Origin of the sequence: Ancylobacter sp. Lp-2 (assembly GCF_020523795.1) — a bacterium.
Lineage (GTDB): Bacteria > Pseudomonadota > Alphaproteobacteria > Rhizobiales > Xanthobacteraceae > Ancylobacter.
The window spans coordinates 258,628-272,873 of the sequence record NZ_JAJALI010000002.1 but is presented as its reverse complement, the minus strand read 5'-3'; the positions used below and the strand labels follow the sequence as shown (position 1 = coordinate 272,873).

The 14,246-nt window shown below is 67.9% G+C and carries 12 protein-coding genes; 8 read left to right on the top strand and 4 right to left on the bottom strand.

What is annotated here, in order from left to right:
- The first annotated feature begins 85 nt into the window (after positions 1-85).
- Both tehA and LGR54_RS05895 read left to right on the top strand, forming a co-directional pair.
- Complete coding sequence (tehA, locus tag LGR54_RS05900; RefSeq protein WP_230361036.1) at positions 86-1,111, top strand: dicarboxylate transporter/tellurite-resistance protein TehA; 1,026 nt, start codon at positions 86-88, stop codon at positions 1,109-1,111.
- A gap of 128 nt (positions 1,112-1,239) precedes the next feature.
- Positions 1,240-1,452, top strand: a complete 213-nt coding sequence (locus LGR54_RS05895) for a cysteine rich repeat-containing protein (RefSeq protein WP_214009777.1) — start codon at positions 1,240-1,242, stop codon at positions 1,450-1,452.
- Between the two features lie 127 nt (positions 1,453-1,579).
- Here the strand turns inward: LGR54_RS05895 and LGR54_RS05890 are convergent, their stop codons facing one another.
- The 4 genes from LGR54_RS05890 to LGR54_RS05875 all read right to left on the bottom strand — a co-directional run bounded on the left by LGR54_RS05890 (position 1,580) and on the right by LGR54_RS05875 (position 7,846).
- Positions 1,580-3,112, bottom strand: a complete 1,533-nt coding sequence (locus LGR54_RS05890) for a tripartite tricarboxylate transporter permease (RefSeq protein ID WP_230361035.1) — start codon at positions 3,110-3,112, stop codon at positions 1,580-1,582.
- Positions 3,113-3,124: 12 nt separating this feature from the next.
- Positions 3,125-3,637, bottom strand: a complete 513-nt coding sequence (locus tag LGR54_RS05885; protein WP_230361034.1) for a tripartite tricarboxylate transporter TctB family protein — start codon at positions 3,635-3,637, stop codon at positions 3,125-3,127.
- Positions 3,638-3,707: 70 nt separating this feature from the next.
- Entirely contained in the window at positions 3,708-4,694 is a 987-nt protein-coding gene (locus tag LGR54_RS05880; RefSeq protein ID WP_230361483.1) for a tripartite tricarboxylate transporter substrate binding protein, read from the bottom strand.
- A 179-nt stretch (positions 4,695-4,873) separates the two neighbouring features.
- The gene (locus LGR54_RS05875) at positions 4,874-7,846 is read right to left on the bottom strand and encodes an FAD-binding and (Fe-S)-binding domain-containing protein (protein WP_230361033.1); all 2,973 of its coding nucleotides are present in this window, start codon (positions 7,844-7,846) and stop codon (positions 4,874-4,876) included.
- A 180-nt stretch (positions 7,847-8,026) separates the two neighbouring features.
- On the opposite strand from LGR54_RS05875, the gene LGR54_RS05870 reads away from it, so the two are divergent.
- The 6 genes from LGR54_RS05870 (at position 8,027) to LGR54_RS05845 (ending at position 14,235) form a co-directional block, all read left to right on the top strand.
- Positions 8,027-9,232: an alanine--glyoxylate aminotransferase family protein gene (locus LGR54_RS05870; protein ID WP_230361032.1), complete on the top strand. Its 1,206-nt coding sequence runs from the start codon at positions 8,027-8,029 to the stop codon at positions 9,230-9,232.
- A 108-nt stretch (positions 9,233-9,340) separates the two neighbouring features.
- Complete coding sequence (locus LGR54_RS05865) at positions 9,341-10,027, top strand: GntR family transcriptional regulator (protein ID WP_230361031.1); 687 nt, start codon at positions 9,341-9,343, stop codon at positions 10,025-10,027.
- A gap of 202 nt (positions 10,028-10,229) precedes the next feature.
- On the top strand, positions 10,230-11,234 hold the full coding sequence (locus LGR54_RS05860; protein WP_230361030.1) for a tripartite tricarboxylate transporter substrate binding protein: 1,005 nt from the start codon (positions 10,230-10,232) through the stop codon (positions 11,232-11,234).
- A 106-nt stretch (positions 11,235-11,340) separates the two neighbouring features.
- Positions 11,341-11,847 carry a tripartite tricarboxylate transporter TctB family protein gene (locus tag LGR54_RS05855; protein ID WP_230361029.1) on the top strand — a complete coding sequence of 169 codons (507 nt, stop codon included), beginning with the start codon at positions 11,341-11,343 and terminating at the stop codon, positions 11,845-11,847.
- 28 nt (positions 11,848-11,875) lie between these two features.
- Positions 11,876-13,408, top strand: a complete 1,533-nt coding sequence (locus LGR54_RS05850; protein WP_230361028.1) for a tripartite tricarboxylate transporter permease — start codon at positions 11,876-11,878, stop codon at positions 13,406-13,408.
- Between the two features lie 83 nt (positions 13,409-13,491).
- Positions 13,492-14,235 (top strand): GntR family transcriptional regulator, encoded by a 744-nt coding sequence (locus LGR54_RS05845; protein ID WP_230361027.1) that lies wholly within the window; start codon positions 13,492-13,494, stop codon positions 14,233-14,235.
- Positions 14,236-14,246 lie beyond the last annotated feature (11 nt).

Genomic DNA, 14,246 nt, shown 5'->3' with positions numbered 1-14,246 from the left:
AACGCGTCTCGCCATGCGTTTGCGATAGAGCGGGCCCGGTGGGTCCGCTCTATCGTGGCGGAAACCGGGACGGGGACGAAAAGCGATGGATCAGCGGGTCGACGGCGGCACGGACACGGCACGAACTACGCGCTCCATCGCCGTGCCGCTGGTGCCAGCCTCGTTCTTCGGCATGGTGCTGGGGCTGAACGGCCTCGGCGGCAGCTGGCGGGCGGCGCATGCGGTGTGGGGCCTGCCGGCTTTTATCGGCGAGGCGCTGATGCTCGCCGGCTCCACGGTGTGGGCGGTGCTCGCGGTGCTGTTCGCGCTCAAATGGATCTTCGCCCGCGACAAGGCGCTAGAGGAGGCCGCCCATCCGGTGCAGTGCTGCTTCATCGGCCTCGCCGGCGTCGGCGCGCTGCTGGTCGCCATCGCCGCCGCGCCCTATTCCGATGCGGCGGCACGGGTGCTGCTGGCGCTCGGCGCACTGTTCACGCTCGGCTTCGCGCTGTGGCGCACCGGGCTCCTGTGGCGCGGCGAGCGCGACCCGGCGCACACCACGCCGGTGCTTTATCTCCCCACCGTCGCCGGCTCCTATGTGACGGCGATCGCCTGCGAGGCACTGGGGCTGACCGAGTGGGGCCAGCTCGCCTTCGGCGCCGGCGTCTTCTCCTGGCTCGCCATCGAATCCGTGCTGCTCGGCCGGCTCTACAACGCCTCGCCGCTCGCGCCGGCGCTGCGGCCGACGCTCGGTATCCAGCTGGCGCCGCCCGCCGTCGGCGCGCTCGCCTATCTCAGCGTGACGCAGGGGCCGCCGGACGTGTTCGCCCGCGCCCTGCTCGGCTACGCGCTGCTGCAGACGCTGCTGCTGATGCGCCTGCTGCCGTGGATCCTCCGCCAGCCGCTGTCGCCCGGCTACTGGGCCTTCACCTTCGGCTGCACCGCCTTCGCCACCGCCGCGCTCCGGCTGGTCGGGCGCGGCGAGACCGGCGCCATCGCCTGGCTGGCGCCGCTACTGCTGGCCGGCGCGACGCTGGTGGTGGCGATCACCGCGCTGCACACGCTGTGGCTGCTCGTCAACGGCCGGCTGCTGCCGCCGGCTGCCGCGCCGGTGCCCGGCAAGGCGGGATGAACGGCTCGCGCGGGGCTTTCGCGATGCGCCCACGAGATGCGCCCGGGAGATGCGTTCAAGAATCGCCATCGCCGCCCCGGCCGGACTTGGCTAGACCGCACGGACCACTCTCGGGAGGAGACATGTCCATGCGCATCCTGCTTGCCGCCCTCGCCCTCACCGCCTCCATCGGCGCCGTCCAGGCGCAGGAGAGCGACCTCGCGAAATACTGCAAGGCCGACATCGACCGCCTCTGCCAGGGCATCCAGCCCGGCGGCGGCCGGCTGATGAAGTGCCTCAAGGCGCACAGCAAGGAAATGTCGGTCGGCTGCGCCCAGGCGCTGCAGAAGATGAAGGGCTGAGCGCCGCTCGCCTCTCGTCGCTGACGACGCCGCAAAACGAAACCGCCGCCGCGCTCCCCCTCCTACCCGGAAGGCTTGAGCGCGGCGGCGGCTTTTGTTTGCCGTCCGCTGGAAGGCCGGCCGGGGCTCAGGCGCGCGAGCTCTCGCTGCCGGCAGGCACGCCGCGCCCGGAGCCGCGCACCATGTCGATCGCCTTGCCGATCAGCGGCCAGAACAGCATCATCAGCGCCAGGGTGGTGATGGTGCCCACCAGCTTGTTCGACCAGAAGATGCCGAGCCCGCCATCGAGGCCGATCATCGACTGGCGGAAGGCGTCCTCCGCCTTATCGCCGAGCACGAGGGCCAGCGTCATCGGCGCGAGCGGGATGCCGGTCTTCTTGAACAGGTAGCCGACCACGCCGAAGCCCAGCATCAGCCAGATGTCGAACATGGCGTTCTGCACCGCGAAGGCACCGATGGCGCAGGACACGATGATCATTGGCGCGATGGTGGCGAACGGCACGCGCAGCACCGAGGCGAACAACGGCACGGTGGCGAGCACGATGATCAGCCCGGCGATGTTGCCGAGATACATCGAGGCGATCAGCCCCCAGACGAAGTCCTTCTGCTCGACGAACAGCAGCGGGCCGGGCTGGAGGCCCCACACCATCAGGCCGCCGAGCAGCACCGCCGCGGTGCCGGAGCCGGGAATGCCCAGCGCCAGCATCGGCAGCAGCGCCGCGGTGCCGGCGGCATGGGCGGCGGTCTCCGGCGCCAGCACGCCCTCGATCTTGCCCTTGCCGAAATTGGCGCCGTCGCGGGAGAAGCGCTTGGCGAGGTTGTAGCCCATGAAGGAGGCGGCGATGGCGCCGCCCGGCGTCACGCCCAGCCAGCAGCCGATGGCGGAGGAGCGCAGCAAGGTGAGCCAGTAGCGCGGCAGCGTCAGCCAGGTGCGCCACACGACCGAGAGGCGGATCTTCGCCTCCTGCCCCTTGAAGGCGAGGTGCTCCTCCATGGCGAGCAGGATCTCGGAGATGCCGAACAGGCCGATCACCGCGACGAGGAAGTCGAAGCCGCGCAGCAGTTCGACCGAGCCGAAGGTCATGCGCAGCTCGCCCGACACCGTGTCCATGCCGACCGCCGCCAGGAGGAAGCCGAGCGCCAGCGAGATGACGATCTTGTGGCGGGATTCCTTGCCGAGGCCGACAAAGGTGCAGAAGGTCAGCAAATAGACCGCGAAGAATTCCGGCGGCCCGAAGCGCAGCGCGAAGGTGGCGATCCACGGCGCGAGGAAGGTGATCAGCATCACCGCGGCGATGGAGCCGAAGAAGGAGGCGGTGAAGGCGGCGGTCAGCGCCTCGGCCGCCTGCCCCTTCTGCGCCATCGGGTAGCCGTCGAAGGTGGTGGCGACCGACCACGCCTCGCCCGGGATGTTGAACAGGATCGAGGTGATCGCCCCGCCGAACAGCGCCCCCCAATAGATGCAGGACAAGAGCACGATGGCCGAGGTCGGGTCCATGGTGAAGGTGAGCGGCAGCAGGATGGCGACGCCGTTCGGGCCGCCGAGGCCGGGCAGCACGCCGACCAGGATGCCGAGGCAGATGCCGACCAGCATCAGCAGCATGTTGTGGAAGGTCAGCAGGACGCCGAAGCCGTGGAGGAGGGATTCAAGAGCTTCCATCACATCCTCCCGTCAGAAACCGAAGGCCGCTTCGAGCGGACCTTTGGGCATGAGCACGTTGAACTGGACATCGAAGACGTAGAACATCAGCGCCGAGAAGATGAAACCCGTGAGCAGCGACTTCCAGAGCTTCAACTTGCCGACGAACACCATGAAGGCGGCGACGAAGATGAAGCTGGCGACATAGAGCCCGATCAGCTGCACCAGGAACACGAAGCCGATGGTGGGCAGGAACACCCTAAGCACCCGGCCGAAGGCGGAGCGGCCGACGAAGATCTCTTCGCGCAATTCCTCGCTACGCAGAGCGGCGACGATGCCCCACAGGCTGGAGCCGCCGAGCAGCACCGAGAGATAGAACGGGAAATAGCCGGCCTGCGGCCCGTCCGGCGCCCAGCCGGCGCCGATGCGCCAATTGTCCCAGCCGAGGAAGATCGACAGGCAGAAGAGCAGCGCCATCACCGCCAGCTCGACGCTGCGCGTCGACACCAGGGCGGGATCGACATCCGCGTGCGGTCCGTCCGACATCGGAATTCTCCAGAAGAAGGCGTGAGCGGACGTGCCGGCGCGTGGCCGCACCGGCACGCGGCAGATCGCGTCAGTTGGTGGCGACGAAGCCCGCCTGGGTCATCAGGTCGCGATAGAGCGCCTCGTCCTTCTCGAGGAACTTCACCATCTCCGGCCCCTTGAGGTCGGAAGGCTTCAGCGCCTGCTTCTCGAGGTAGTCCTTGAACTCCGGCGTCTCGACGAGCTTGCCGAGCAGGTCCTGGTAGAAGGCCACCTGGTCCGGCGTCACGCCGGAGGGCAGGAACACGCCACGCAGCATGATCCACTGGAAGTCGATGCCCTGCGACTTGCAGGTGGGGATGTCCTTCCAGGACTGGTCGGCGGTCACCTTGGCCGGGTAGTTCATCGGCTCGGTGTCGAACACGCACAGCGCCCGCACCTGCCCGGCGCGCCACACGGCGACGTTCTCCGAGGGGTTGTTGACGTTGACCTTGATGTGGTCGCCGACCAGCTGGGTCGCCGCCTCGCCGCCGGACTTGTAGGGGATGTAGCTGAACTTCACCCCGGCGATGCGCTCGACGGTGGCGGCGAGGATGTGGTCCTCACGCTTGGAGCCGGTGCCGCCGAGCTTGAAGGCGCCGGCCGGCTCCTTCTTCACCGCCTCGACGAAGTCCTGCGTGGTCTTGTAGGGGGCCTCGGCATTCACCCAAAGCACGAAATTGTCGAAGGCGAGGATGCTCACCGGGGTGAGTTTGCGCCAGTCGAAGGGCAACTTGTTGGCGAGCGGCAGTGTGTAGATGGCCGAGTTGGAGATGACCATCTTGTAGGGGTCACCGGCGCTGCCCAGCATGTCCATCAGCCCCTCGCCGCCATTGGCGCCGCCCTTCAGCGTCACGACAATGGGCGTGGGCGAGAGTTTGTTGTTCTGGATGGCGGCCTGCATCATGCGCGCCATCTGGTCGGAGGCGCCGCCGGCGCCGGCCGGCACGATGATCTCCACCGGCTTGGTCGGCTGCCACGCCGCCATCGCCGGGGACAGGGCGGTGGCCCCAAGGCAGGCGGTCACGCAGGCGGCCATAAGGGCGGTTCGTTTGGCGACGAAGCTCTTCAGCATGCGATGTTTCCTCTCTTGTTCGGGCGCCCGGTTGCTTCGGGTCGGCCCAGGCGTTTCCTCGGATTTTTTGAGTTATGAATTCATAATGCAAATAGGAAGTAAGTGACGCAAGCACGTTTTGAGCGGGGTCGCGCCTCGCCCGCCTATTCGGCGGCCTCCAGCCGGCGCCCCTCGCCCGCCCGCGCCGCCGCCACGCTGGCCGCCAGCACCTGGACGACGTGGACCGCCTCGCGGGCGGCGCCGTCATGGATCTGGTGGCGACAGGAGGTGCCGTCGGCGACGATCAGCGTGCCCGGCCCGGCCTTGCGCACCGCCGGCAGCAGCGATAGCTCGGCCATGGCGAGCGAGGTGTCGATGGTCTCGGCGTGGTAGCCAAAGGCCCCGGCCATGCCGCAGCAGCTGGACTCCACCACCTCCACGGCAAGGCCGGGTACCAGCCGTAGCGCCTTCTCCACCGCCCCCATGGCGCCGAAGGATTTCTGGTGGCAGTGGCCGTGCAGCAGCGCGGTGTCCGCCACCGGCGCCAGAGGCAGCTGGAAGCGGCCGGCATCGATCTCGCGGGCGATGAACTCCTCGATCAGCAGCGCATGGGCGGCGAGCCGCTGCGTCGCCTCGCCCGGCAGCAGGGAGGGCAATTCGTCGCGGAAGGCGAGCAGGCAGCTCGGCTCCAGCCCGATGACGGGGACGCCGCGCGCGACGAAGGGTGCGTAGGTGTCGATCACCCGCCGCGCCTCCGCCCTCGCCTCCTCGACGAGGCCGGCAGACAGGAAGGTGCGCCCGCAGCACAGCGGCTGCGACCGGCCATCGACCGGGAGGGGCAGATGCACGCGATAGCCGGCGGCGGTGAGCACGGCGAGCGCGGCGTCGAGGTTCTCGCTCTCGAACCATCGATTGAAGGTGTCGGCGAACAGCACCACCTCGCGTCCATCAGCCGGGCCGACGGCGAGCGCGCCCTCGCGGAAGCCGTCGGAGCGCCAGCGCGGCAGGCTGCGCCGGGCGCTGAACTGCGCCAGCTTTTCGGAAAGCCGCGCCGCGCCGGGCAGGCGGTCGCGCAGGTTCATCAGCCACGGCACCCGGGAGGCGAGGCCGGCATAGCGCGGTAGATAGGCGACGAGGCGCTGATGGAGGTTGATGCCCTTGGACTTCGCCCGTGCCGCCAGCGCCTCGATCTTCATCTTGGCCATGTCGACGCCGGTCGGGCATTCGCGCCGGCAGCCCTTGCAGGAGACGCACAGCTTCAGCGTCTCCATCATCTCGTCGGAGGCCAGCGCGTCGGGGCCGAGCCTGCCGGAAATGGCGAGGCGCAGCGTGTTGGCGCGCCCGCGCGTGACGTCGCGCTCGTCGCGGGTGACGCGGTAGCTCGGGCACATCACGCCGCCCGCCGCCTTGCGGCAGGCGCCGTTGTTGTTGCACATCTCGATGGCGCCCTGCAGGCCGCCGCCCTCGCCGGAATAGCCGGTCCAGTCGAGCGCAGCGCGGATCGGCTCCACCTTGTAGTCGGGCGCGTAACGGAACAGCGAGCGGTCGTCGAATTTCGGCGCCCGGACGATCTTGCCGGGATTGTAGAACCCCGCCGGGTCGAAGCGGTCCTTCACCTCCTCGAAGGCGCGGGTGAGCCGCGAGCCGAACATCGCCTCGTGGAACTCCGAACGGACGATGCCGTCGCCGTGCTCGCCGGAATGCGAGCCCTTGTATTCGCGCACCATGGCGAAGGCCTCCTCGGCGATGGCGCGCATCGCCTTGACGTCCTTCTCCTGCCGCAGGTTCAGCACCGGGCGGACATGCAGGCAGCCCTCGGAGGCGTGGGCGTACCAGGTGCCGCGCGTGCCGTTGCGCTCGAACACTTCGGTCAGCCGAGCGGTGTAGTCGGCGAGATGTTCCAGCGGCACCGCGCAGTCCTCGACGAAGGAGACCGGCTTTCCCGCCTGCTTCATCGACATCATGATGTTGAGGCCGGAGGTGCGCACATCGGCGATGGCGGCCTGCAGCCCGGCCTCGCGCACCGGCACGACGCCGCCCCAGCGGGCGCCGTCGCGATCCCAGCCGAAGCCGAGATCGCCCATGGTGTCGGCGAGCAGCTTCAGCCGCCGCTCATTCTCCGCCTCGTCCTCGGCGAACTCGACCAGCAGGATCGCTTCCGGGCTGCCCTGCACGAACTGCTTCAGCGTCGCCTGAAACATCGGGATTTCGCTGGCCAGCGCCAGCAGGGTGGCGTCGACCAGTTCCACCGCGATGGGTTTCATCTTCACCAGATGCTGCGCCGCGTCCATCGCCGCGTAGAAGCTGCCGAAATGGCAGGCGCCGATGACCTTCTTGCCGATCAGCGGCCATAGCTTCAGCTCGACCCGCGTCGAATAGGCGAGCGTGCCCTCCGAGCCGACGAGGATATGGGCGAGATTGGTGCCGCGCTGGTCCGGCACCAGCGCGTCGAGATTGTAGCCGCCGACCCGGCGCTGCACCTGCGGGAACCGCGCCGCCACCTCGCCCCCCTCGCGGCGGCCGATGTCGAACAGGTCGCGCGCCAGCGGCGCCAGCGACGAATCGGGGGGCAGGCCGGCAAGGTTGTGGTCCACCGGCCCGAAATGCCCCGGCGTGCCGTCCGCCAGCACCGCGTCGATGGACAGCACGTTGTCGCGCATGGTGCCGTAGCGCAGCGAGCGGCCGCCGCAGCTATTGTTGCCGGCCATGCCGCCGATGGTGGCCCGCGAGGCGGTCGACACATCGACCGGGAACCACAGGCCGTGCGGCTTCAGCGCGCGGTTGAGGTCGTCGAGCACGATGCCCGGCTCGACGACGCAGCGCCGCCCGGCCACGTCGAGGTCGAGGATGCGGTTGAGGTGCTTCGAGCCGTCGACGATCAGCGATTCGTTGATGGTCTGGCCGCATTGCGAGGTGCCGCCACCGCGCGCGGTGACCGGAATGCCCTCGGCGCGGGCCAGCGCGATGGCGCGCTCGGCCTCCTCGACGCTGCGCGGCACCACCACGCCCAGCGGCATGATCTGGTAGAACGAGGCGTCCGTGGCGTAGCGGCCGCGATTGAAGCGGTCGAACCACACATCCCCCGACATTTCCGCCTTCAGGCGCCGTTCCAGTCCCGGCGCCAGCCGTGCCGCCATGGTGATTGCTCCCTGCTACCGCGCTCTTCATGTCGCGAACGACATCGGCGGGCTTGACTGCATTCTGCATTCATAATTCATTTACGCAAGAGGTCACGGATCGGGAAGCTCGGTTCCCACCGGATGGAAAGGATGGCCGAAGGCGCGGGGACCGCCGCGCGGCCAAGGGAGAACACGCCGATGTCCAGCAATGCCGCCCGTGTCGCGGGTCGCCATTTCCTGCAGATCCCCGGCCCGACGCCAGTGCCGGACCGCATCCTGCGGGCCATGGACATGCCGACCATCGATCACCGCGGGCCGGAGTTCCAGAAGCTCGGCAAGCGCGTGCTGGAAGGCATGAAGTCGATCTTCAAGACCGCCAATCCGGTGATCATCTATCCCGCCTCCGGCACCGGGGCGTGGGAGGGCGCGCTCGCCAACGTGCTGTCGCCCGGCGACAAGGTGCTGATGTTCGAGACCGGGCATTTCGCCACGCTGTGGAAGAACATGGCGCTGAAGCTCGGCCTGAAGCCGGAGTTCATCGCCTCCGACTGGCGCATCGGCGCCGATGCCGACGCCATCGAGGCGCGGTTGCGCGAGGACAAGAACCACGAATTCAAGGCGGTCTGCGTCGTCCATAACGAGACCTCGACCGGCTGCATCTCGCGCATCGACGAGGTGCGCCGGGCGATCGACGCCGCCGGCCATCCGGCGCTCCTGATGGTCGACACCATCTCCTCGCTGGCCTCGATCGACTACCGCCACGACGAGTGGGGCGTCGACGTCACCGTCTCCGGCTCGCAGAAGGGGCTGATGCTGCCGCCGGGCCTGTCGTTCAACGCCATTTCCGACAAGGCGCTGGCGGCGGCGAAGGCCTCGACCATGCCCAAGCTGTTCTGGTCGTGGGAGGAGATGCTGCCGCACAACGCCAAGGGCTTCTTCCCCTACACGCCCGGCACCAACCTGCTCTACGGCCTCGCCGAGGCGATCGACATGCTGCACGAGGAAGGGCTCGGCAACGTCTTCGCCCGCCATGACCGCCATGCCGAGGCGACGCGCCGCGCCGTGCGCGCCTGGGGCCTCGAGGTGCTGTGCCGCGACCCGAAGTACTATTCCTCCTCGCTCACCGCGGTGCTGATGCCCGATGGCCACGACGCCGACGCCTTCCGCGAGAAGACGCTCGAGCATTTCGACATGTCGCTCGGCACCGGCCTCACCAAGCTCGCCGGCCGGGTGTTCCGCATCGGCCATCTCGGCGACACCAACGACCTGACGATCCTCGGCGCGCTGTCCGGGGTGGAGATGGGTCTGTCGGTGGCCGGCGTGCCGCACAAGAAGGGCGGCGTGCAAGCCGCCATGGACTATCTCACCGACTGCGCGGTGAAGCCGCTGCAAGCGGCCGCGTAAGCCGCATCGCCCCGGCCAGCTTGCGAAATTTGCCGGCCGGGGCAATTTATGAGCGAATCGTCGCTCCTCCGTTCACTCGCGTGACGGGCATCGAGAGTAGATCGTCGCATGGTGCCGTCCGAAACCGCCCTCATTCCGCGCCGCAGCCTGCATCACGAACTGGCCTCCCAGCTGCGCGACATGATGGTGCGCGGTGATCTCAAGGCCGGCGACAAGATCAACGAGCAGGCGCTGTGCCAGCGCTTCGGCGTCTCCCGCACCCCGCTGCGCGAGGCGCTGAAGGTGCTCGCCAGCGACGGCTTGGTGATTCTCGCTCCCAATCGCGGCGCCAGCGTCGCTCGCATCAGCCCCGGCGAGGTCGACGAGCTGTTCCCGATCATGGGCGCGATGGAGGCACTGGCCGGCGAGACCGCCTGCGCCCGCGCTACCGATGCCGACATTGCCGTCGTGCAGGCGCTGCACGACGAGATGCTGGCCTTCTACCGCGCCGGCGACCCGGCCGGTTATCTGCGGCTCAACCGCCAGATCCACGAGAGCTTCTTCGACATCGCCGGCAACACCTCGCTCACCCAGCTCTACCGGACGCTGATGGTGCGCATCCATGCCGTCCGCTTCACCGCGCAGAAGTCGATGGAGCGCTGGCGCGAGGCGGTCGAGGACCATGAAGAGATGATGGCCGCGCTGAAGGCCCGCGACGGCGCCCGGCTCGGCGCCATCCTCAAGGAGCACCTGCGCCACAAGGCGGCGATGGTGCTGGAAGCCTTGAATCAGCTGGATTCCGAAGCCGCCGAATAGCGGCCCTTCCCACGCCTTCCCCCTCCGCAATCGCAGCGCTCCCGGCGCGGCGCGTACTCCCGTGTGCGCCGCGCGGTGCTGTTTGGAAGGTGCGCAGAAAACGTAATCTGTAATTATTGATTTGAAATGAGCGATGCGATAGCGTCGCCTCAATAAGCGCGGACAGCCACGATCCGCCCAACAAATCCAATGGGAGAGACTGATGCCGAAACACGCCCTTACTGCGCTTGCGCTCTACCTCGGCCTTGCCGCGCCGAGCGTGGCCCTCGCCGAGTGGAAGCCCAATCGTCCGGTGGAATTCGTGGCGGCGGCCGGCCCCGGCGGCGGCACCGACACCTTCGCCCGCGTGGTGCAGTCGGCGCTCAGCAAGAACGAATTGCTGACCACGCCGATCATCGTCAGCAACAAGGCCGGCGGCTCCGGCGCCGAGACCTTCATCTACGCCAAGACCAACAAGGGCGACCCCTACAAGCTCTATTTCGGCACGCAGGACGCCTATGTGCTGCCGCTCGCCAACAAGCTGTCCTACAGCCTGAAGGACCTCACCCCGATCGCCGCGATGGTGTTCGATCCCTTCATCCTGTGGGTGAACCCCAAGACCTCCGGCATCGAGGACGTGAAGGGCTTCATCGCCAAGGCGAAGGAAGCGCCCGGCCAGCTCAAGCTTGGCGGCGCCAAGGCGAAGGAAGCCGACGAGACGCTGATGACGCTCATCGAATATTCGACTGGCGTCGACCTCACCTACATTCCCTACAAGAGCGGCAGTGAGGCGGCGATCCAGGTTGCCGGCGGGCACATCACCGCTAACGTCAACAATCCCAGCGAGAGCGTCGAGCAGTGGAAGGCCGGCGTGCAGAAGCCGCTCTGCGTGTTCGAGAACGAACGCCTCGCCGACACCACCGTGATCGCCGAGGACCTGTCCTGGCACGACATCCCGACCTGCAAGGAGGCCGGCATCGCCGTAGACAGCTTCGCCCAGCCGCGCACCATCTGGGCGGCGGCGGACCTGCCGCCGGGAGCCCTCGCCTACTACACCGACCTGTTCATCAAGGCGGCGGCGGCTCCCGAGTTCAAGGCCTACCAGGAGCGCGGCGCGCAGATCCCGCGCCTGCTGACCGGCGACGCCTTCAAGGACTTCATCAAGAAGCACGAGGCGAGTTACGCCGAGATCTACAAGCGCAACGGCTGGCTGCGCGCCGAGCAGTGACGCTCTTCGAGGTCGTCCGGCGCGTGTTCCCCCCGCGGACGATCCCCTTGCGGACGGCGCCCAGTCGCCGTCCGTCCTTCCCTCCCGCCGCGTCGGAGCGAGGCATATGGATATTTCGCGCAGCACCATGGACATCGCCGCCGCCTGCGTCACCGCCGCCGTCGGCGCGGTGGTCTGCTACGGCGCCACGCTGAACGGCTTCGCCTGGGGGCCTTCCGGGCCGGAGCCCGGCTATTTCCCCTTCTATGTCGGCTGCCTGATCATCCTCGGCAGCGCCGGGACCATCGTGCAGACGCTGCTGCGCCGTAACGCGGCGGGGCACGTGGCCGGACATGCCGAGGCGGATTCCTTCCTCGATGGCGAACGGCTGCGCACCATCGTCGCCTTCTTCCTGCCGATCGTCGCCATGGTCGCCGTCTCGGCCTGGCTCGGCCTCTATATCGGCATGGGCCTCTACATCTTCTACGCCCTGCGCGTCGCCGCCGGCTTCCGCACCCTCCCCTCGCTGCTCGCGGCGCTGGCGGTGGTGGCGGTGAACTTCGTCATCTTCGAGAAGCTGTTCATGGTCCCCCTGCTTAAGGGGCCGATCCTCGAAGCCTTCGGCATCTACTGACGAACAAGAAAACAACGAGGGACGCGCCATGGGCAATTTCGGGCAATTGATGGACGGCTTCGCCGTCGCGCTCACCGCCCATCACCTGATGATCATGGTGATGGGCGTGCTTCTCGGGCTGGTGGTCGGCGTGCTGCCGGGGCTCGGCGCGCCGAACGGCGTGTCGCTGCTGCTGCCGCTGACCTTCACCATGGACCCGATCTCCGCCATCATCCTGCTGACCTCGATGTATTGGGGCGCGCTGTTCGGCGGATCGACGACTTCCATCCTGTTCAACATTCCCGGCGAACCCTCCTCGGTCGCCACCACCTTCGATGGCTATCCGCTGGCGAAGCAGGGACAAGCGGCGCGGGCGCTCACCCTTGCCTTCACCTCCGCCGGCATCGGCGCGCTCACCGGCGTGCTGGTGATCACGCTGCTGTCCGGCTGGGTGGCGAATTTCGCGCTGCGCTTCGGCGCCGCCGAGTATTTCGCCGTCTATTTCATGGCCTTCGCCAGCTTCATCGGCATGTCCGGCGGTTCGCCGTTCAAGACGCTGGTGTCGATGATGCTCGGCTTCGCCGCCGCCACAGTCGGCATCGACACCATCTCCGGCGAGGCGCGCCTCACCTTCGAATTCGACGAGCTGATCGGTGGCATCTCCTTCCTCATCGCCGTCATCGGCCTGTTCGGCCTCGGCGAGCTCTTGCTCACCATGGAAGAGGGACTGAAATTCGAGGGCGTGAAGGCCAAGCTCGACATCCGCGTCATCGCGCGCACCGTCGCCGAGGTGCCGCGCTACTGGGCGACGCTGATCCGCAGCGCGCTGATCGGCTGCTGGATGGGCATCACGCCGGGCGGGCCGACCGCCGCCTCGTTCATGAGCTACGCGCTGGGGCGCCGCTTCTCCCGGCGCGGCCGTTTCTTCGGCAAGGGCGAGCCGGAAGGCATCGTCGCGCCGGAGACCGCCGACCATTCCGCCGGCTCCTGCGCCCTGCTGCCCATGCTGGCGCTCGGCATTCCCGGCTCCGCCACCGCGGCGGTGATGATGGGCGGCCTGATGATCTGGGGCCTGTCGCCCGGCCCGATGCTGTTCACCTCGCAGCCGGACTTCGTGTGGGGCCTCATCGCCTCCATGTATATGGGCAACATCATCGCCGTCGTGCTGGTGCTCGCCACCGTGCCGCTGTTCGCCTTCATCCTGCGCGCGCCCTTCACCGTGGTCGGACCGCTGATCACCGTGGTCTGCGTCATCGGCGCCTATACGGTGGCCAACCACATGTTCGACGTCTGGCTGGCGCTCGGCTTCGGCATCGTCGGCTATGTGTTCAAGAAGCTCGACTACCCGCTGGCGCCCTTCGTGCTCGCCATGGTGCTGGGCGACAAGGCGGAGGATTCCTTCCGCCAGGCCATGCTGACCTCGGACGGCTCGCCGGCGATCTTCTTCTCCAACGGCCTCGTCGCCACCATGATGGGCCTCGGCCTGCTGCTGCTGTGCCTGCCGGTGATCTCGGCGCTCCTCAAGGGCGGCCGGGGCCAGAAGGATGGCGCCGCAGGCGCGCCGGAAGGGAGGTCGGCATGATCGACTTTCCGATACCGGCGGTTCCCGCCTATTCTTCAACCGGGAAACGCACAGGCTCGCAGAAGCCGCCAGGAAAAGACCGCATGTCCTCCGCCCCTATCGTCCGCCATTCGCTCCACGAATCCCTTGTCGCGCCGCTGCGCGAGATGATCCTGCAGGGCGAGCTGCGCCCGGGCGAGAAGGTGCCGGAGGAGCAGCTGAGCGAGCGATTCGGCGTCTCGCGCACGCCGATCCGCGAGGCGCTGAAGGTGCTGGCGGCGGAAGGCGTGCTGCAGATCCTGCCGCATCGCGGCGCCATCGTCGCCCGCATCACCGAGGAGCAGATCGAGGAACTGTTCCCGATCATGGCCTCGCTGGAGCGGCTCGCCGGCCTGCTGGCCTGCCAGAACGCCACCGATGCTGACATTGCGCGGGTGCGGGCGCTGCATGAGCGGATGCTGGAATGCTACGCATCCGGCGACGAGATCGAGTATCTGCGCCACAACCGGCTGATCCACGAGGCGTTCTTCACCCTCGCCGGCAACGCCACCCTCTCGGCGTTCTACCAGCAGATCCTCACCCGCATCCATGCCTGCCGCTTCGTGGTACGCAAGAACCGCGAACACTGGCAGGCGGCGGTGGACGAGCACACGCAGATGATCGAAGCGCTGGAAGCGCGCGATGCAATGCGCCTCGCTGCCCTGCTGGAGACTCACGTCACCGGCACCACGGTCGGCATCGCCCGCGCCTTCATCCGCCGCATCGACGCGGACGCGGCGCCGACGGAAGCAGCACCGGCCAAGCCCCGTGCCCGTGGCCGCCGCCTCTCGGGTGTCCTCACCGACTGATCGCATCACCG

Coding starts and splice junctions, on each gene's coding strand:
- tehA (WP_230361036.1), top strand. CDS start 86: ATGGATCAGCGGGTCGACGGCGGCACGGACACGGCACGAACTACGCGC.
- LGR54_RS05895 (WP_214009777.1), top strand. CDS start 1,240: ATGCGCATCCTGCTTGCCGCCCTCGCCCTCACCGCCTCCATCGGCGCC.
- LGR54_RS05890 (WP_230361035.1), bottom strand. CDS start 3,112: ATGGAAGCTCTTGAATCCCTCCTCCACGGCTTCGGCGTCCTGCTGACC.
- LGR54_RS05885 (WP_230361034.1), bottom strand. CDS start 3,637: ATGTCGGACGGACCGCACGCGGATGTCGATCCCGCCCTGGTGTCGACG.
- LGR54_RS05880 (WP_230361483.1), bottom strand. CDS start 4,694: ATGGCCGCCTGCGTGACCGCCTGCCTTGGGGCCACCGCCCTGTCCCCG.
- LGR54_RS05875 (WP_230361033.1), bottom strand. CDS start 7,846: ATGGCGGCACGGCTGGCGCCGGGACTGGAACGGCGCCTGAAGGCGGAA.
- LGR54_RS05870 (WP_230361032.1), top strand. CDS start 8,027: ATGTCCAGCAATGCCGCCCGTGTCGCGGGTCGCCATTTCCTGCAGATC.
- LGR54_RS05865 (WP_230361031.1), top strand. CDS start 9,341: ATGGTGCCGTCCGAAACCGCCCTCATTCCGCGCCGCAGCCTGCATCAC.
- LGR54_RS05860 (WP_230361030.1), top strand. CDS start 10,230: ATGCCGAAACACGCCCTTACTGCGCTTGCGCTCTACCTCGGCCTTGCC.
- LGR54_RS05855 (WP_230361029.1), top strand. CDS start 11,341: ATGGATATTTCGCGCAGCACCATGGACATCGCCGCCGCCTGCGTCACC.
- LGR54_RS05850 (WP_230361028.1), top strand. CDS start 11,876: ATGGGCAATTTCGGGCAATTGATGGACGGCTTCGCCGTCGCGCTCACC.
- LGR54_RS05845 (WP_230361027.1), top strand. CDS start 13,492: ATGTCCTCCGCCCCTATCGTCCGCCATTCGCTCCACGAATCCCTTGTC.